The organism is Mesorhizobium sp. B2-4-2, assembly GCF_006442845.1.
Taxonomy (GTDB): Bacteria; Pseudomonadota; Alphaproteobacteria; order Rhizobiales; family Rhizobiaceae; genus Mesorhizobium.
In genome coordinates this window covers 56,626-75,021 of sequence record NZ_VFVM01000006.1, presented here as the reverse complement: position 1 = coordinate 75,021, position 18,396 = coordinate 56,626, and the positions used below count along the sequence as shown (strand labels likewise).

General features: G+C 63.1%; 19 protein-coding genes. 6 read left to right on the top strand and 13 right to left on the bottom strand.

Annotated features, from left to right (window positions below; all coding sequences use genetic code 11):
* Positions 1–7 precede the first annotated feature (7 nt).
* The 11 genes from FJ942_RS15385 to FJ942_RS15330 all read right to left on the bottom strand — a co-directional run bounded on the left by FJ942_RS15385 (position 8) and on the right by FJ942_RS15330 (position 9,450).
* Positions 8–2,137: an ASKHA domain-containing protein gene (locus FJ942_RS15385; RefSeq protein ID WP_140728955.1), complete on the bottom strand. Its 2,130-nt coding sequence runs from the start codon at positions 2,135–2,137 to the stop codon at positions 8–10.
* Positions 2,088–3,062 (bottom strand): methyltetrahydrofolate cobalamin methyltransferase, encoded by a 975-nt coding sequence (locus tag FJ942_RS15380; protein ID WP_140898115.1) that lies wholly within the window; start codon positions 3,060–3,062, stop codon positions 2,088–2,090. Before FJ942_RS15380 ends, FJ942_RS15385 begins: the two co-directional genes overlap by 50 nt.
* A gap of 80 nt (positions 3,063–3,142) precedes the next feature.
* The gene (locus FJ942_RS15375) at positions 3,143–4,234 is read right to left on the bottom strand and encodes a methylenetetrahydrofolate reductase (RefSeq protein ID WP_140495649.1); all 1,092 of its coding nucleotides are present in this window, start codon (positions 4,232–4,234) and stop codon (positions 3,143–3,145) included.
* Positions 4,231–4,854, bottom strand: a complete 624-nt coding sequence (locus FJ942_RS15370) for a methylenetetrahydrofolate reductase C-terminal domain-containing protein (RefSeq protein ID WP_140555039.1) — start codon at positions 4,852–4,854, stop codon at positions 4,231–4,233. The genes FJ942_RS15375 and FJ942_RS15370 overlap by 4 nt, the downstream gene beginning before the upstream one ends.
* Positions 4,847–5,149: a virulence factor gene (locus FJ942_RS15365; protein WP_140555040.1), complete on the bottom strand. Its 303-nt coding sequence runs from the start codon at positions 5,147–5,149 to the stop codon at positions 4,847–4,849. The genes FJ942_RS15370 and FJ942_RS15365 overlap by 8 nt, the downstream gene beginning before the upstream one ends.
* A gap of 142 nt (positions 5,150–5,291) precedes the next feature.
* Entirely contained in the window at positions 5,292–5,822 is a 531-nt protein-coding gene (locus tag FJ942_RS15360) for a GNAT family N-acetyltransferase (protein WP_140559614.1), read from the bottom strand.
* Positions 5,810–6,067 carry a DUF6290 family protein gene (locus FJ942_RS15355; RefSeq protein WP_246679807.1) on the bottom strand — a complete coding sequence of 86 codons (258 nt, stop codon included), beginning with the start codon at positions 6,065–6,067 and terminating at the stop codon, positions 5,810–5,812. The genes FJ942_RS15360 and FJ942_RS15355 overlap by 13 nt, the downstream gene beginning before the upstream one ends.
* A 65-nt stretch (positions 6,068–6,132) precedes the next feature.
* Positions 6,133–6,915, bottom strand: coding sequence for a formyl transferase (locus FJ942_RS15350; protein ID WP_140898113.1), 783 nt, complete (start codon positions 6,913–6,915; stop codon positions 6,133–6,135).
* Between the two features lie 93 nt (positions 6,916–7,008).
* Entirely contained in the window at positions 7,009–7,584 is a 576-nt protein-coding gene (locus FJ942_RS15345; protein WP_140817443.1) for a DUF4893 domain-containing protein, read from the bottom strand.
* Positions 7,585–7,839: 255 nt separating this feature from the next.
* The gene (locus FJ942_RS15340) at positions 7,840–8,466 is read right to left on the bottom strand and encodes a DUF1638 domain-containing protein (protein WP_140564151.1); all 627 of its coding nucleotides are present in this window, start codon (positions 8,464–8,466) and stop codon (positions 7,840–7,842) included.
* 285 nt (positions 8,467–8,751) lie between these two features.
* Positions 8,752–9,450, bottom strand: coding sequence for a B12-binding domain-containing protein (locus tag FJ942_RS15330; protein WP_140495658.1), 699 nt, complete (start codon positions 9,448–9,450; stop codon positions 8,752–8,754).
* A gap of 289 nt (positions 9,451–9,739) precedes the next feature.
* Between FJ942_RS15330 and FJ942_RS15325 the strand changes: the two genes are divergently transcribed.
* The 6 genes from FJ942_RS15325 (at position 9,740) to FJ942_RS28540 (ending at position 16,270) form a co-directional block, all read left to right on the top strand.
* Positions 9,740–11,314 carry a trimethylamine methyltransferase family protein gene (locus FJ942_RS15325; RefSeq protein ID WP_140495659.1) on the top strand — a complete coding sequence of 525 codons (1,575 nt, stop codon included), beginning with the start codon at positions 9,740–9,742 and terminating at the stop codon, positions 11,312–11,314.
* An 89-nt stretch (positions 11,315–11,403) separates the two neighbouring features.
* On the top strand, positions 11,404–12,093 hold the full coding sequence (locus FJ942_RS15320; protein WP_140898111.1) for a 4Fe-4S dicluster domain-containing protein: 690 nt from the start codon (positions 11,404–11,406) through the stop codon (positions 12,091–12,093).
* A 105-nt stretch (positions 12,094–12,198) separates the two neighbouring features.
* A complete protein-coding gene (locus FJ942_RS15315; RefSeq protein WP_140898109.1) occupies positions 12,199–12,936 on the top strand; it encodes a dienelactone hydrolase family protein in 738 nt (245 codons plus the stop codon).
* Between the two features lie 184 nt (positions 12,937–13,120).
* Positions 13,121–13,681, top strand: coding sequence for an RNA polymerase sigma factor (locus FJ942_RS15310; RefSeq protein ID WP_140898107.1), 561 nt, complete (start codon positions 13,121–13,123; stop codon positions 13,679–13,681).
* Between the two features lie 2 nt (positions 13,682–13,683).
* A complete protein-coding gene (locus FJ942_RS15305) occupies positions 13,684–15,798 on the top strand; it encodes a VWA domain-containing protein (protein ID WP_140898105.1) in 2,115 nt (704 codons plus the stop codon).
* 208 nt (positions 15,799–16,006) lie between these two features.
* Positions 16,007–16,270, top strand: coding sequence for a hypothetical protein (locus FJ942_RS28540; RefSeq protein WP_181169919.1), 264 nt, complete (start codon positions 16,007–16,009; stop codon positions 16,268–16,270).
* A 16-nt stretch (positions 16,271–16,286) separates the two neighbouring features.
* Here FJ942_RS28540 and bmt read toward each other — a convergent pair whose 3' ends face one another.
* Entirely contained in the window at positions 16,287–17,309 is a 1,023-nt protein-coding gene (bmt, locus tag FJ942_RS15295; protein ID WP_181169917.1) for a betaine--homocysteine S-methyltransferase, read from the bottom strand.
* Positions 17,310–17,425: 116 nt separating this feature from the next.
* Positions 17,426–18,283, bottom strand: coding sequence for a helix-turn-helix transcriptional regulator (locus FJ942_RS15290; RefSeq protein WP_140521099.1), 858 nt, complete (start codon positions 18,281–18,283; stop codon positions 17,426–17,428).
* Between the last annotated feature and the right edge of the window lie 113 nt (positions 18,284–18,396).

The following is an 18,396-nucleotide window of genomic DNA, read 5'->3' as shown; positions in this document are numbered from 1 at the left end:
CCTAATTTTATTCCCGGCCGCGCCGCGCGGCGTGGCCTTCGCGCGAACGCCGGCGCGGGGTAGCGTCGCCGGCGATGCCGTCTTCGCTCACCGTCTTGCGCGGCGGCAGCTTCACCGCCGCCGACAGTTTCGGGAACGGATCGACCTTGTTCGGCAACGCCATCGCATAGACGAAGTGCTCCTGGAATTTGGGCTCCAGTGCGGTCTCGATCTTCTCGATCTGGCTCACCGTCTCCTCGATCTCGCGGCGATAGCCGCGATTGAGCAGCGCCATGCGTGCACCCGCGCCGGCGGCGTTGCCGACGGCCGAGACCTTGTCGAGGTCGCAATCGGGGATCAGACCCAGCACCATGGCGTATTTCGGATCGATGAAGGAGCCGAAGGCGCCGGCGAAGTGGATGCGGTCGACATGCTCGGTGTTCTGCTTTTCCATCAACAGCTTGGTGCCGGCATAAAGTGCTGCCTTGGCGAGCTGAATGGCGCGCACGTCGGTCTGGGTGATGGTGATCTTCGGCTCGCCTTCCTTCAGCACGTAGGAGAAGGTGCGGCCGTTGGCGACGATACGCGGCGAGCGCATGCTGAGCGACCCGTCGACGACGCCGTCTTCCGAAATGATGCCGGCCAGATACATCTCCGCGACGATCTCGATGATGCCGGAGCCGCAAATGCCGGTGACGCCGGTCGCCTGCACGCTGTCGAGGAAACCCGGCTCGTCGGACCACAGTTCAGAGCCGATGACGCGGTATTTCGGCTCCAGCGTGTCGGGATCGATGCGCACGCGCTCGATGGCGCCGGGCGCGGCGCGCTGGCCGCCGGAAATTTCGGCGCCTTCGAAGGCGGGACCGGTGGGCGAGGAAGCAGCCACAACTCGCGCACGATTGCCGAGCACGATCTCGGCATTGGTGCCGACGTCGACGATCAGCATCATCTCGTCCTGGCGATGCGGGCCCTCCGACAGCGTCACCGCCGCGGCGTCGGCGCCGACATGGCCGGCGATGCAGGGCAGCATGTAGAGCCGTGCGCCCGGGTTGAGCTTGAGGCCGATATCCGAGGCCTTGATGCGCACGGCGCCGGAGACGGCGAGCGCGAAGGGCGCGCCGCCGAGTTCGGTCGGATCGATGCCGAGGAACAGATGGTGCATGATCGGATTGCCGACGAAGACGGAATCCAGGATGTCGTTGCGCTGGACACTGCCTTCCGCGCAGACCTTGTCGACAAGGCCGGAGATCGCCTCGCGCACGGCGACCGTCATGCCTTCGCGGCCATCCGGGTTCATCATCACATAGGAGACGCGGCTCATCAGATCCTCGCCGAAGCGGATCTGCGGGTTCGACGTGCCTGACGAAGCGGCGACGCGGCCCGACAGCAGCGACACCAGATGCATGGCGATGGTGGTCGAGCCGATATCGCAGGCCAGCCCATAGGCCTCGTTCTTGAGGCCGGGCCACAAAGCGATGACGCGCGCGATATCGCTGTCGGCATCCTTGTGGATGGCGGCGGTCGCGGTCCAGTTGCCCTTGCGCAAGATGCCCTGCACCTGCGGCAGCAGATAGAAATCGAATTCGAGGTTCTTGAAGTTCCAGTCCTTCATCAGCGCGATCTTGAGCCGGTCGAGGTCGCCTGAAGGATTGTGCATGTCGGGTTCTTCGATTTCGACATAGCACATGCGGATCGCCGTATCGCGCGCGATCACCCTGGTGTCGGCATCCTTGCGGATGGTCTGTGCGTTGATGACCGTGTCCTGCGGCACGTCGATGACAAGGTCGCCGAGGATCTGCGCCGAGCAGGAGAGGCGGCGCCGTTCCGGCAGGCCGCGCACGCGCTCATAGCGCTCTTCCTTGGGCCCCTTGGACGAGATGTGGTCGTTGGAGGAGACGATCTTGTGCTTGGCGAAATTGCCTTCCTGCACCTCGATCTGGCAGCGCCCGCAAGTGGCGCGCCCGCCGCACACGCTTTCGACATAGACGCCGAGCTGGCGCGCGGCGTCGAGCACCGGCGTGCCGACCGGAAACCGCCCGCGTTTGCCCGACGGCATGAACAGCACGAGCGGATCGGTGATGTTGGTATGCGAATTCACGATTGCGCGCTTATCCCCTTGCCATGCGGGCTTCACGACCGCCACGACGGCGACCGCCATTGCCGCCGCCTTCGCCTGGTGCATTGACCGCCGTCGGAGCGGCGACCGCTTGGCCGCCTTCGGCCGGCTTGTAATCCTTATAGGTGCGAATCCAGTTGGTGCAATTCTCGTCGGTGCCGTTCAGAACGTTGGCGCCGCGCACGGCTTCCATTTCCTGCGGACGCACCGGGTTCATGATGGCCGATGTCATGCCGGCGCCGATCACCATCGGGATGAAGGCGGCGTTGATGCCGTGGCGGTGCGGCAGGCCGAAGGAGATGTTGGACAGGCCGCAGGTGGTGTTGACCTTCAGTTCCTCGCGCAGGCGCCGCAGCAGGGCGAACACCTGGCGGCCGGCGTCGCCGAGCGCGCCGATCGGCATGACCAGCGGGTCGACGACGACGTCATGCGCCGGAATGCCGAAATCCGCGCAGCGCTGCACGATCTTCTTGGCGACGGCGAAGCGCACATCCGGATCCATCGAGATGCCGGTCTCGTCATTGGAGATGGCGACGACCGGCACGTTGTATTTCTTGATCAGCGGCAGGATGGCTTCGAGTTTTTCCTCCTCGCCGGTGACGGAGTTGACCAGCGGACGGCCCTTGGCGACCTTGAGCGCCGCCTCGATCGCGGCGGTGACCGAGGAGTCGATCGACAGCGGCAGGTCGACCAAGTCCTGGACGATCTCCAGCGTCTGTACCAGCAATGCCGGCTCGGTCGCGTTGGGGTCGACGGCGGTGACGCCGGCATTGACGTCGAGCATGGTGGCGCCGCAAGCGGCCTGTTCCAGCGCGTCCTTGATGACGGTTTCGAAATTGCCGGCGATCATCTCGGCGGCGAGCTTCTTGCGGCCGGTCGGGTTGATGCGCTCGCCAATCACGCAGAAGGGCTGGTCGAAGCCGATGATGATTTCTCGTGTCGCCGAGGCAACGATGGTCCGGGTCATGAAATCTCTCCGTCGTGATATAAAGAGTTCTTTATATCGTTATCTCTTGTCGATCAAGCGAATGGTGGCTGTCCCGCAAGTCAATGCGCGGTCTTCACCATGTCCACCTGGGTTTCGGTAACATCGTCGTGCAGGATATGGTCGAGCCGGTCGGCGACCATCTGGTCGTCGCGGCGGATTTCGCGCTTCCACGGCTGGCGGCCCTTCAGCACGCCCGATTCATCGACGATCTCGGCGACATACTCCTCCTGGCGGTAGGCCATCACATGGACGCCTGAAACGCCTGGGATTTCCTTCACCTCGTTGATGATGTCGATGCAGAGCTGCTTGCCTTCCTTCTTCTGGTCCTGGGCGCCTTCCAGCCGCTTGATGACGGTATCGGGAATATGTATTCCCGGCACGTTGGAGCGGATCCATTTGGCGGTCTTGGCCGAGGCGAGCGGTCCGACACCGCACAGGACGAACACTTTCTCCGTGTGGCCGAGATCGCGTGCCTTTTGCATGAAGGCCTTGAACATCGGTACGTCGAAACAATACTGCGTTTGGACGAACTGAGCGCCCGCGGCGATCTTCTTGCCGAGATGGATCGGGCGGAAGTCGAAGGGTGGTGCGAACGGATTGACGGCCGCGCCGAGGAACAACTGCGGCGGCGTGGTGAGCTTGCGGCCGGACAGGAACTTGCCGTTGTCGCGCATGATGCGGATGGTTTCGAGCAGCGACATGGAATCGAGGTCGAACACCGGCTTGGCGCCGGGCTGGTCGCCGGCCTGCACGCCGTCGCCTGTCAGGCACAGCATGTTGGCGACGCCCATAGCAGCCCCGCCCAGCACGTCGCCCTGGATGGCAATGCGGTTCTTGTCCCGGCAGGCGATCTGCATGATCGGTGCGTAGCCCATGCGGGTCAGGAGCGCGCAGATGCCGACCGACGACATATGGCAATTGGCGCCCGACGCATCGACGGCGTTGATGGCATCGACCCAGCCGTCGAAGATCTTCGCCCTGTTGTAGACGTCTTCGGGATCGGCGCTGTCGGGCGGGTTGAGCTCGGTGGTGACCGCGAATTCACCGCGTCGCAGGACGCGTTCGAGCCGGCCGCGCGAGGTGTGGCCGGGCAAGGGGTCGAGCGGCAGATGGATGCCGGCCGGGTTCTCGTCACGCTGGCGGGCGATCATGCGGCCGCTCCGGTCTTCGCATCGGCCGCGGCTTCACGGGCGGCTGCCGCCTGAGCGGTGACACGCAGCCAGGCGGACGTTTCGCGCAGCGACTGGTCGACCGGCTTCTGCACCGCAAGAATCCTGTCACCGTGCTCCATGTTGCGCGCCCCTTCCCAGGCCTTGACCCAGACGCAAGGCATGTCGGGCTCGACCTCGCAATTGCCGTTGGCGCGCACGCCGCCACAAGGGCCGTTGCGCAGCTGCTTGGGGCAGTTCATCGGGCACGACATGCCGGTCGAGGACAGGATGCACTGACCGCACATGCGGCAGTCGAACATGAAGCCCTTGACGCGCTTTTCGACAAACTTCACCGGGGCCTCGACACGGCTGTAGCCGATGCCTTTCCACAAGGGATGCAGCAGGAGGAACGTGTCGGCGAAGCGGGCATAGAACCATTCGAGCAGGCGCGAGTGCCGGACCGACCATAATCTCACCGCGAAAGAACGCTGCACGCGGCGCTGCGGCGACACATCGGCCGGCTTGTAGTCGGATTTCGGTGCTGCCTTCTTGACCAGGGTGGCCTGGGTGACCGGCTGGAGGGCCGCCGGGCTCTCCTTGGCGGGAATGGTTTCAGACATTTTCTTTGCCGCCCGCCTTCACCAGAGCGACCAGCCGCTCGCGGTCATATTTCGCGTCGAGGTCCTGGAATGCCTTCTCGACCTCGGCTTCGAGGTCGTCGCCGACCGGAACCGGATCGGCCTTGCGCCATTCGGCTAGATAGTCGTCCGTGCCGCCGGCGCCGGTGCGCATGGCGCACATGTCGATCGCCTCGGTGAAGCGCAGCGGCAGTTCGCGCTTGGCGTTCTGGCGGCCTTTCCTGACGATGACCTGGGCAGGGATGTCGCGCCAGTAGACGACGATCAGATCGGCCATGAATTCTCACTCCTCGATCTGCGAGCATTGCCGCATGCGCAATTGGGCCGCTTGTTATGGGACGACGCGCGCGCATTCAAAAGCGACGCATTTGGATGTCGTAAAATGAAAGGCAATCTTCAATGTCGGCCTGAGGCAGAAATCAGCAGGAATGATCGATGCTGCCATCGAAGCCATTGTGCCTCAGATCGGCAATGCGGACGATCATGCTCCGTTTGGGATCGAATGGAAGATCCTGAAAAGCGAAGTCGCGATAGAAGTCTCTTACGCCTTCGTCCAGCGGGTGTGTGATAACGCCGAAGCAGCCGATATTGCTGGAAAACCGCACCGCCGTCCTGAGCGCAAACAGGAGAAGGGAGCGCCCGCAGCCGCGTCCCTGATATTTGCGATCGACGGCCAACTGGCCGAGCAGGATTACCGGAATGGGATCAGGCCGATTACGCTGTGCCGATTTGGGCAGGTATGCGCGTTCGATATGGCCAGCGCTCAGCGCAACGTAAGCCGCTATCCCACCGGTTTCGGAATCACAGATGAGGCTCGTCCGCGACAATCCATCCTGCTGGTTGCGCCATGCATGACGGCGAAGCCAGTTGTTCAACGACTCACGACCGCAATCGAAAGCGTCCCAGCTGTCATCTCCGGCAAGCGGGCGGGGTGGCGTCAGTCCCGCCATACTGGCCTGGACGCAGCAAGCCTTTGCAGTCCAGGCATGGTCGTTGGCGTCGATTTCGCCCAGGCCTCGAATTGTTCCCAATCGACTGCGGGAATAACGACGACACGGCCGCCCAAAACCTCCATCTCGGCCGCCTCAACAGCCTTGCGCCGAATGAAGTCGCTCAGATTTGTATGAGCCTGCCTGGCGGCGGCCTCGAGAATGTCACGCTCGTCCGAGGTGACGCGAACGCTGACAGGCGCCATGCTGGACATCGATAGGGCTCCATATTTTGTATGACAATAGCATACGATCGCCAGTATCGCCAGCGCTACCAGATGCCGGTTCTGAGCCCCGTCCAGAGATAGAACCAGATCGTCGGGTGGTACCACTGTTTAGATGGCAGGCCTGGATCGAACGTCACGAGTTTTCCGGCCAGAGCATCGCTGACCGCCTCGACGCAGATGTCGCGCGAAAACGCGGTTTGGCGCAGCGCATAGCTTGAGATCGTGTCGCCTGGTTTCGGCTGGCCGTATGCCTGTTTCAGCACGCCGCCCGTGTCCACGCCGGCATCGACCAGATGCACCGTGGTGCCGAAATTCGCGGAATCGCCTGATGCCAAAGCCCAGTAGCCGCCGTTCATGCCGCGATATTTCGGCGTGATGCCTGCGTGATAGTTGAGCACCGGGCAAGGCATCCTGGCCAACACGTCCTTCGACAGGAGTCGGCAGCCGTTAAGCAGGACGACGCCTGGCTGGATTCTCTGGATCGCCGCGAGACACTCCGGCCCATTGGCCGAGGCAACATGGATGATCTCCTGGCCCGGCCGCGGCTCGGTATCGAGCTTCTCCTGCGCAATCAACCGGGCGGCATGGCTGGCGTAGAGCCGCTTGCCCAGCCTGCTCAGCACCATCGTGCCGAACTGGCCGATGGCCTGCAGCCAGCCCTGGCGACGGGCACGGCCAAGCAGCAATCGCTTTTTGGATTCAGGGACTTCCAGGATCACGATGACTGGGCCGACACGATCGGCAATGGCGTTGACCATTGCCCATACGTGCTGGCCGCCTCCGGTGACAACCACGATCGGTCTCGGATTGGTTTCCGATACTGCCATTGATCTTGCCACCCCCGGGACCAACTGCCACGGCCGGAGCTTAGACGAGGCGGGTTAATCCTTGGTATGCCGGAGTCGTCAGGAAGGCTCCGCTCAGCGCTTGAACTCCATGATGTCGAGCTTCGATTCGTAATAGGGAGCGGGGAACTCGATGCGCCATTCCCCGGCGCTATTGCGGAAGGCGTAGCCGACCTGGTCGGTCCGGGGGCCGCTGCCATAGGGTTTTGCCTGATCGTTGTTGACGGAACCGGAGCCGAGATAGATCGCACGCTTTTCGCTGTCGTCGAAGAAGCGGCCCTTGGTGCGCTGCGAGCCGGTGAGCTTTTCCAGCCGCCAGCCGGAGCCGTCGTCGGTCACCCTGCATTTGAACCAGCCATAGATAACGAGCGGGCTCAGCCCGCCCACCTTGATGGTGCGGCATTGCCACTTGCCGGTGAGGTCCTTGTCGGAGAAGGCAACCAGCGGCTTGGCAAGCAAGGCGTCGAGTTGCCTGACCTCGCCAGGATTGCCCGCCTTCGCCTCGGCAAGAGCCGCCTTGCGCGTCTCGCCATATTTGTCCAGCCGCGCCTTGTCGGCGGCGGTGATCAGCTTCTGCACCTCGCCGTCAGCAAGCGCGGGCAAGGTGCAGCAGAGAAGGCCGGCAACGGCAAGCATCGGGCGAAGGGTCATCGGCATTCCTCGTCGGTGTCCGGCAGCCGACCACTGGACGGCGCCTTTGCATGGCTTGCGCGCAATTTACCCATTCGCGGCAGGCTGTCATCCGTGCTTAACAACGAAACCACGCCGCGATCCAAATTAAGGCAATTGGCCTGGGAACAGATCAAGGCCATTCTCCAGTAGAAGGCGGCGATCCGTCCTGTCTTCGCCTTCGGAAAGGGCGATAATCGCCAATCGCCGCGCAAGAGGGCCGCAGCCCAGCCAGCGTCAGACGTCAGCCGCGGCCTTGGCCAGCCCAGCCGTCAGATCGCCATAGCCTGTCGCGCGCCGCTCATAGACGAGGCCAAGCAGTTTCGCGGCCCTTTCCGCGACCTTGTCGAGCTCCGGATCGTCGGTCTGGGCCAGGTAGATCAGCTTCTCGTAATTGCCGAAATAGTCCTTGATCAGCTCCGGATGCCTGTCGAGGCCGAGCGGCTTCATGAAGAAGGCATCGAATTGGCGGCAGAGGAAATCGGTCATGTAGAAGGACATCATGTCGTCGTCGGCGACCTTCGCATAGGCATCCATGCCCTGGTAGAAGGCGAAGCAATGCGGACCGGCCATGCGTTCGACGCCATGCTTCTCGCAGACCCGATCGAGCAGGCCGCCGGTGCCGCAATCGGCGTAACCGACGAAGATGTTGCTGTAGCCTTCCGCCTTGGCCTTTTCGATGGCCTTGTCCATCGCCGGCGCGATGCGGTCCGGATAGAAATGAAACTCGGCCGGGAGGCATGTCAATTCGAGGTGATGGAGCCCGAGCTGTTCCTTGACGGCCAACACCTCGCGCGCAATCATCCCGCAGGCGATGATGAGCAGCTTGTCCGCTTGATTCTGCTTGGGTCTGGGCATCTTCATGAAACCAGCCGAGCCGGCTTTCGTTGCTGTGGGGCGATCTACCGAGAGAGGGATAAACCGTCGATGAAACTGTTACGCATTGCGCCAATCGCAATCCTGGCTTGTGCCCTGGCCCTTTCGGCCTGTGCCAACACCGTTCGCGGCGTCGGCAGGGATATCAAGTCTACCGCGAAAGCCGTTGACGATACCGTCAAGAAACCCTGACCGCCGCTCCCGACATCTGGGAACAAAAAAGCCGCGCTGCAAGGCGCGGCTTCGTCTGTTGAGCGTCCGCCTTGCCTTGTATCAGGCGGAAGCGCGCACATTGTGCTTGCGCTTCATGTAGTCCTTGGCGGTCTCGACCGCCACAGCGGCGTCGCGGCAATAGGCGTCGGCGCCGACCGCCTTGCCGAATTCCTCGTTCAGCGGCGCGCCTCCGACCAGGACCACGTAGTCGTCGCGGATGCCCTTTTCCTTCATCGTGTCGATGACGACCTTCATGTAGGGCATGGTCGTGGTCAGCAGCGCCGACATGCCGATAATGTCCGGCTGGTGCTGCTCGATGGCATCGAGATATTTCTCGACCGCATTGTTGATGCCAAGATCGATGACGTCAAAGCCGGCGCCTTCCATCATCATGCCGACGAGGTTCTTGCCGATGTCGTGGATGTCGCCCTTGACGGTGCCGATCACCATCTTGCCCTGCTTGGGCGCGCCGGTGGCGGCGAGCAGCGGGCGCAGGATGAACATGCCGGCCTTCATCGCATTGGCCGACAGCAACACTTCGGGAACGAACAGGATGCCGTCGCGAAAATCCTCGCCGACGATGCGCATGCCTTCGACCAGCGCTTCCGTGAGCACCTTGTAGGGTGCCCAGCCGCGCTCGAGCAGGATGCGCGTGCCTTCCTCGATCTCTTCCTTCAGACCGTCATAGAGATCGTCGTGCATCTGCTGCACCAACTCGTCGTCGGAAAGCTCGGAGAGGATAATCTCGTCGTCGGACATTGTTTCTCAGGCTCCTTGCTGCCGGGAACGACCATGGCAGCTTAAAATCAACGCGCCAATACCTAACCCGCAAGGGGCGGGTATCCATAGCTGATTTGCGACTTCCCGCAAAAGGAAAGCGACTGAAAAATCTATCGGTTTTCTTGTCGATTTTGCGACAGGCGTTGGCGCGGACGGGCCGTTTCGAATAGGGTGCATGGCTACGATCCGCCGGAAGCCGCGATAGGCGGCCACAACGGTTCCGGGCCGGGCGCTAGTCAAGCCGGTCCAAATTCAGGGAAGAACGATCATGAGCGAACACGCGGCAGTGGACCAGGAAGCGTCAAACGCGCGACGTGGACGCGGCGCCAGCGGCGGAGCGGCGGCAAGGCGGGCAGCGCGGTCGGGCGGCGGTCCCGGCACCCAGCTCACCTACATCAAGCGCAAGATCAACGTCTATGAAGTGCTGGACGAGGAAGGCCTGGCGCTGATCGAGAAGAACACCGACACGGTGCTGGAAGAAATCGGCATCATCTTCCGCGACGATGCGGAGGCGTTGCAGCTGTGGAAAGAGGCGGGCGCCGACGTCAAGGGCGAACGCGTGCATTTCCCGAAGGGGCTCTGCCGTTCGCTCTTGAAGACCGCGCCCCCCATCTACACCCAGCATGCCCGCAATTCCGAACGCTCGGTGCAGATCGGCGGCAATGCCACCGTCTTCGCCCCGGTCTATGGCCCGCCCTTCGTGCGCGACCTCGACGGCGTCAGGCGTTACGCGACCATCGAGGATTTCCAGAATTTCGTGAAGCTCGCCTATATGGCGCCTTCGATTCACCATTCGGGCGGCACCGTGTGCGAGCCGGTCGACGTGCCGGTCAACAAGCGCCATCTCGACATGATCTACGCGCACATCAAATATTCCGACAAGCCGTTCATGGGCTCGGTCACGGCGCCGGAACGTGCTGAAGACACGGTCGCCATGGCCAAGCTGGTGTTCGGCGACGACTTCGTCGAAAACAACACGGTCCTGACCAGCCTGATCAACGCCAACTCGCCGATGGTCTTCGACGAGACCATGCTTGGCGCGCTGAAGGTCTATGCGCGCCACAACCAGGCCTGCATCGTCACGCCGTTCATCCTCGCCGGCGCGATGAGCCCGGTGACGGTGGCCGGCACGCTGACCCAGGTGCTTGCCGAGGTGCTTGCCGGCGCTTCGTTCACGCAGCTGATCCGGCCGGGCGCGCCGGTGCTGTTCGGCACGTTCGCCTCGTCGATCTCGATGCAGTCGGGCGCGCCGACCTTCGGCACGCCGGAGCCGTCGCTGGTATCCTACGGCGCCGCACAGCTCGCACGGCGCCTCGGCCTGCCGTTCCGCACCGGCGGTTCGCTCTGCGCCTCGAAAATCCCCGACGCGCAGGCAGCTTATGAAAGCGCCAACACGCTGAACTCGACCATTCTGGCCGGCACCAATTTCGTCCTCCATTCGGCCGGCTGGCTCGAGGGCGGGCTGGCGTCCTGCTACGAAAAATTCATGATGGACATCGACCAGCTCGGCATGACGCAAAAATTCTCCGAAGGCGTCGACCTGTCGGAAAACGGCCAGGCGATGGACGCCATCCGCCAAGTCGGGCCGGGCAGCCACTATCTCGGCTGCGACCACACGCAGGCGAATTTCCAGACTGCCTTCTATCGCTCCAACATCGCCGACAACAATTCATACGAGCAGTGGCTGGCCGAAGGCGAGAAGACCGCGCCGCAGCGCGCCAACGAACTCGCCCGCCGCTGGCTGGAATCTTATGAGGCGCCGCATCTCGATCCGGCGATCGACGAAGCGCTGAAGGACTTCATCGCCAAGAAGAAGGGGTCGATGCCCGACGCCTTCACGTGAAAGGAGCCCGAGTCAGGCGGGGCTAAAGTCGCCAACATCATCCACAAGGAAGTCTGGCGGAGCGCCTTCTCCGATCCGGTCAAGAAGGGATGATTCCTTCGCGCGGCAGGATGGAGGAGATTGCGGCCGCGCTTGGCGCCGACGGCCTCATCCTGCGTGGCGGCTTCACCTTTGGGGACGGCGAGGCGGCGCCTTGTGGCCGCTCCGGTGCACCAACCAGGTCGGCGCTGCTGGTGGGACAGGCGGGGGCAGCACCCTGGCCGCATTTTCTGCGCTGGCGTGAAAAGCAGCCGCGAGCAATCGCCAATCCGCTCGACACCTGGTCCCGGCAGGTCATAGGCGCGGTCGCGGAAGAATTCGGCGCACGCGCCGTGTCGCCGTCCGACAAGCCCTATCTGCCGTTCCAGCGATGGGCGATGCGGGCCGAGGGCCTGAAGCCGTCACCGCTCGGCATCCTCATGCATCCGCGATATGGGCTTTGGCATGCCTATCGCGGCGCGCTGCTGTTCGAGGACGAGATCGCGCTCCCGGAGGCTCGCGAGGCGGTCCATCTTTGCGACACCTGTGTCGACAAACCGTGCCTGAAATCCTGTCCGGTCGATGCCTATTCCGCGGAGGGGTTCGCCCATCAGGCCTGCCTGGCGCATGTGCGCGGGCCGAGTGGCGACCCCTGTTGTGACGGCGGCTGCCTTGACCGCAACGCCTGTCCCTATGGCACAGCCTATCGCTACCCCTCAGAGGTGCAGGCCTTCCACATGGCAGCGTTCGCGGGCCGGTAAGCTCGTCGCGCTGCCGCACGAAATGTTGACTGCCAAAATCAGGCAACAGCTTGCCCTGTCGGCCTGCCCGGATATGTATCGCCCAGCAACCGAACGGAGCTGGCGATGCCGAAACAGGACCTTCAGATCAAGACCAGGGACGGCACGGCGAGCGCGGGGCTGTTCCGCCCGGCCAACGCTTCCCCGCCCAGGGCCGGCATCATCCTCTATATGGATGCCTTCGGCCCACGCCCGGCGCTCGACGGCATGGCCGAGCGGCTGGCGGAGGAGGGCTACGCCGTGCTGGCGCCCGATCTCTTCTATCGCAACGCGCCCTACGGTCCGTTCGATGCCAAGACCGCCTTCGTCGAGGAGAAAACCAAGGTGCCGCTGATGGCGCTGATCAGCGGCACGACGCAGGAAATGACGATTGCCGACAGCGGCGCCTTCCTCGATGCACTCGCTGCCGAAGGCGTCACCGGGCCGATCGGCGTTGTCGGCTATTGCATGGGCGGCGCGCGGGCGCTGAACGCAGCCGCCTCCTATCCGGATCGCATCAGGGCGGCGGCCAGTTTCCATGGCGGCAATCTCGCCAGCGATGCGGCCGACAGTCCGCACCGCAAGGCGGGGTCGGTCAAGGCACGCGTCCATGTCGGCATGGCCGGCGTCGACAGGAGTTTTCCGCCCGAACAGTCGGCGCGGCTGGCCGAGGCGTTCAGGGCGGCGGAAGTCGATTACGTGCTGGAGAATTATGTCGGCATGGCGCATGGCTGGTGCGTGCCGGACCACAGCGTCTACAACGAAGATGGCGCCGAGCGGCACTGGAACCGGTTGATCACCCTGTTTTCCGAGACGCTCGGGTAGGTCCTTCGGCCCAAACGCAAACCCAGCCTAATTCGCCGGACGCGGCTGCGTAAACTTTCATGAGTTCGCGCCGCCCCTTCGGGCACCTTCTCCCCGTAGAACGGGGAGAAGGAAGAGGTACCAGTAAAAAAATCTTTCCCTCACCCCAAGGATTGGCCATTAGCCTTCGTCCAACAGGCAAATGATGGCGATGATGCTGGATGAGAGCGAAGCCTCCGACGCCGAACTGATCGGGCGGGCGAAGGGCGGAGACAGGGGAGCTTTCGGCGCGTTGCTCGAAAGGCACTATGACTTCGTCTATCGCGCCGCCTACCGCTGGTGCGGTCGGAAGGCGGACGCCGAAGACATCGCCCAGGAAGTCTGCGTCCGGCTCGGCAAGTCGATCCGCGACTATCGCGGCGGCAGCGCCTTCACCACGTGGCTCTATGCCATGACGCTGAACGCCGCGCGCGACATGATGCGCAAGAGCGCCCGCGAGACGGTCAAGACCGAAGCCTATGGCGTCCATGCGCTGATTTCGGGCGAGGATCCTGCCGAGAACGAGGATCCTGCCGAGGCGATGTGGGTCGCGGTGCGGCAACTGCCCGACAAGCAGCGCGACGCCGTGCTGCTGGTCTATGGCGAGGGCTTGAGCCACGCGGCCGCTGCCGAGGCGATGGCGATCTCGGAGACGACGGTTTCCTGGCACATCCACGAAGCGAAGAAACGGCTGAGGACGCTCATGCGCTCGGCCGGGGAAGTGTGACCATGGTCGACGACAAGGACCTTAGAAGGCTGCGCGACATCGCAGCACCGGCACCCGGCGCGAGCGCGAAGGCGCGCGCCTTCGAGGCGGCCTTGCGCGCCTATGATGGGGAAAATATTTCTACCGTGAGCCAAGGATCGGCCGGCGGCCTTCGTCTCACAGAGCGAGCACAAAAGCTCTGGAGCGAAATCATGCAAAAGAAACTCATTGCCACGCCGGCCATTGCCGGGCTCGTCGCGCTGCCGATCGCCGGATACGCCACTTTCCATATGCTGAGGGAACAGCCGTCCACTTTCGGCGGCGACGAAAAGATCACCGAGACGCTGGCCGACAAGCCCGCCACCGTGAAGCCGCTGGCCAAACAAGCGGCGGGCGATCAGGCGATCGACAAACCGCTCGCAACGAGCGCGCCTGAGAAAGACAAGAAGACCGACGCGGAAAGCCGCGACGAAACGGAGGCCTTGGCGGCGCCGAGCAAATCCGAATCGGCCGTTGCTGGAGGCCTGGCGCCGCAGAATGCGCAGGAACAGGTTGCGCCGGCGGAACCTGCGCCACCTGCGCCAACGGGCGAGTTCGCCCTGGATAGCACTGCCGCGCCCAGCACGTCGCGAGCCGCACGCATGTCCAAAATGATAGCACCGCAGCAGCCCGCCATGGCGCCGGCGGACCAGATCGCACCACAGGAGGAAAACCGCGATCGCGTCCAGGATTTCAAGACCAATCCGGTACATTCGGCACTCGAGGACCCGGTCTCGACCTTTTCGATCGACGTCGACACCGCCTCCTATTCCTTCGTGCGCCGTTCGCTGAAGGAGGGCTTCCTGCCGCAGGCCGACACGGTGCGGGTCGAGGAGATGATCAACTACTTCCCCTATGACTGGAAGGGGCCGGATGCGGCGTCGACGCCGTTCAATTCGACCGTCAGCGTCATGCCGACGCCGTGGAACGCGCACAGCAAGCTGATGCATGTCGCCATCAAGGGTTTCGACGTCAAGCCGGCCGAGCAGCCCAAGGCCAATCTGGTGTTCCTGATCGACGTCTCGGGCTCGATGGACGAACCGGATAAATTGCCGCTGCTCAAGTCGGCATTCCGGCTGCTGGTCAGCAAGCTGAAGGCCGACGACACCATCTCGATCGTCACCTATGCCGGCGATGCCGGCACGGTGCTGATGCCGACAAAGGTTGCCGAGAAGGACAAGATCCTCAACGCCATCGACAATTTGCAGCCGGGTGGCTCGACGGCCGGCGAGGCGGGCATCAAGGAGGCCTACAAGTTGGCCGAGCAGTCCTTCATCAAGGACGGGGTCAACCGCGTGATGCTCGCCACCGACGGCGACTTCAATGTCGGCCAGAGCGACGAGGACGATCTCAAGCGCCTGATCGAACAAGAGCGCAAGAGCGGCGTCTTCTTGTCGGTGTTCGGCTTCGGCCGCGGCAATCTCAACGACGAGATGATGCAGACCATCGCCCAGAACGGCAATGGCACCGCCGCCTATATCGACACCCTGGCCGAGGCCGAGAAGGTGCTGGTCGAGGATGCCTCCTCGACGCTGTTCCCCATCGCCAAGGACGTGAAGATCCAGGTCGAGTTCAATCCGCAGAAGGTCTCGGAGTACAGGCTGATCGGCTATGAGACCCGCGCCTTGAACCGCGAGGATTTCAACAATGACCGCGTCGATGCCGGCGACATCGGTTCGGGCCATTCGGTCACCGCGATCTACGAGATCACGCCCAAGGGCAGCGGCGGCGAACGGATCGACCCGCTGCGCTATGGCCAAGCCGCGGTGAACAATGGTGGCGTCGCCAATGCGGACGAATACGCCTTCGTCAAGATACGCTACAAGCTGCCCAACGAGGACGTCTCGAAGCTGATCACCACGCCGGTGACGTCAGCCAACGAGGTGGCATCCTTCGACCAGGCCGGCGCCGACCAGCGTTTCTCCGTCGCCGTCGCGGCGTTCGGCCAGAAGCTGCGCGAGGAGGATGCAACGGCGAAGTTCGGCTACGACAAGATCTTGGAGATCGCCACAGCCGCCCGGGGAGCCGACCCGTTTGGGTACAGGTCCGAGTTCCTCTCGCTTGTGCGCCTTGCCTCGGCGCTGAGCGGCAACCGCTGATGTTGATGACGGTCGGTTTCTTCCAGATGGGGTCGTTCTGATGGGAAAACCGGCCACGGGCGGGTGAGGCGAGGCCGGCGAGGGGGCATTCCCTGCCGGCCCGTTTTTTTCGGAATTTGCGATCGTTAAATTGCGCGGCATTTCCGGTACCGGATCGCAATTTCCTCTTGTTACGCCGGATAGGTGTGTGGGGCTGAGGGAGCCGGAATTGCAGATCAGGACTACCGCCAACTCGACACCGCCGGCACGGGACGCTTCGGCGGCCGCCCAATCAGCCGAATCCAGGCGCATCGGCGACGATGTCGCGCAGGCGCGCCACACCGCCATGTCGGCTCTGACCAACGACCGTTTCCGCATTATGCTGGAGCAGATCACCGATCCGGTTTCATCCGGAGCGCTGATGACGATGCGCGGCGACAATGTCGTCGATCTCAAATCGGCGCAGTCGAGCTACGCCGACAACAGCGAATAATTAGAAAGCGGTGGCTTCAGGCCCGGCTGCGGCGACGCTCGCGGCGGGCCTCGCTGGTCTCGGCGGTGTTCGCCGTGGCCACCTTGTTGCGCATCGGACCGATGCGCTCGACGATCGTCTCGACGGTCGGACGATCCGCCTTGCTGTGGGCGTCGAGCGCCTTGCGCATGGCGGCCAGGTGCTGGAACGAGGTACCGCAGCAGCCGCCGATGATTTTCGCGCCGCCGTCGACGGCAAGGCGCACATAGTCGGCCATCAATTCGGGCGTGCCCGAATAGTGGATTTCGGTGCCGCGGAATTCGGGGATGCCGCAATTGCCCTTGACGATCACGGTTGCCTCCGGCTTCGCCTGCGTCATGTCGAGCAGCGAGGCGAGGATGTCGGAAGCGCCAACCCCGCAATTGGCACCGACGCCGAGCGGGGCTTGCGACAAGCCGTCGGCCACGCCGTGTATGTCCTTCGGCAGCAGGCCCATCATGGTGCGGCCGGCTGTGTCGAAGGACCCGGTATAGGTGTAGGGCAGGCCGACGCGGATCGCCGCCTGGGCGGCGGCACGGATCTCGTCGGGCGCCGACATGGTCTCGATCCAGGCGACCTCGGCGCCGCCTTCCTTGAGGCCTTCGATCTGCTCGGCGAAGGCGTCGACCGCCTCGTCATAGGTCATGGCGCCAAGCGGCACCAGCAACTCACCGGTCGGACCAACCGAGCCGGCGACGATCACCTTGCGGCCGGCCTTGTCGGCAACGGCGCGGGCGATCTCGGCGGCGCGCTTGTTCAGGGCGTGCACGCGGTCCTGGGCATGATGCAGCTTCAGCCGGTGACGGGTGCCGCCGAAGGAATTGGTCAGGATGATGTCGGCGCCGGCGTCGACGAAATTCTGGTGCAGGCTGGTGATGGTGTCGGGCGCGGTCTCGTTCAGCAACTCCGGCGCCTCGCCAGCCTCCAGACCCATTGCGAACAAATTGGTGCCGGTGGCGCCGTCAGCCAAAAGCACGCCTTTTTGCGCCAGCAGCGCGTCGATCGGGTTGGTCGTCGTCATCGGATTGGCTTTCACATTCTGAATTCGAATAAGGATATAAAGAAATCTTTATGTCCGGTCAATAAAATAGCGACGGCGGAGTCGCAGTTAAAGGGCGCGGTTACGGGTGCGCGCTGTCATGCGGAACCTGATGGGAACGACATGCCAGCCAGATTGCGCGCGAAGCTTGCTGCCTCATGCGGGTTGACGTCGGCGGCCCGGATCAGATTGTCGAAATGCCGGGTCAATGCCTGGACCGGCTGGGTGGCGTTCAGCACGACGTACATGTCGCCGACATAGATGGCGGCGCGGTAAGGTCCGAAAATGGTGAGCGGGATCGAATAGCGCATGCGGCCGTCGTAGAGAAACAGCCGGAAAGTTGGATAGAGATCATCAAGCAGCGTCGCCATATGGGCGAGTTGCTGCCGACGGTCGGCCTCCGGAAAGCGGTCCCAGACGCCGAGGCCGCGTGCAAAAATCTCCAGCGTGTGACGCGGCATGCAGACTTCCATGTCGGTCTCCGGGCGCCGGTTGTATTCGATGCGGTATTGGGTCTCGCTGGCCTGTGCGAGCCTGCTCCTGTTGGTGATGTTTGCCTCATAGTCGACCAGCGCGTGGGTCCGCAGAAGATCGGGGATGCCGGCCGGCACATAGCGGATCTTGGTGCCCGCGGCCTCGGCGAACCATCTGGCCAGAAGCGTGCGGTCGAAACCGTCGGGGGCTTCCTCGATCTCCAGGCTTTCGCGGATTTCACCGGTGACGCCCTCGTCCTGGCTGAGGCCGAGCAGCCAATCCAGCGACACTTTGAACTCGGCCGCGATGTTGAGCAGCGTTTCGGCCCGCGGCAAGCGCGTCGACGCGCCCGACATCAGCTGCGACAGCGCCGACCGATCGATGCCGACGGCGGTGGCGAAGGCGGACTGGTTGAGGTCGGACCTTGTCAGGAGCAACTTGAGACGCTCCCGAAAGATTGCTGACAGATCTCGTTTGTCCATCTTCCAAGTCTCCGAATCATGAGGAAAAATTTTCGCCGAGACGTCCTGACGAGGCGCTCCAGGCGTAAATGAATCCCTAGGCCTGTTTACAATCTGTAACATGTGCGGTTGAA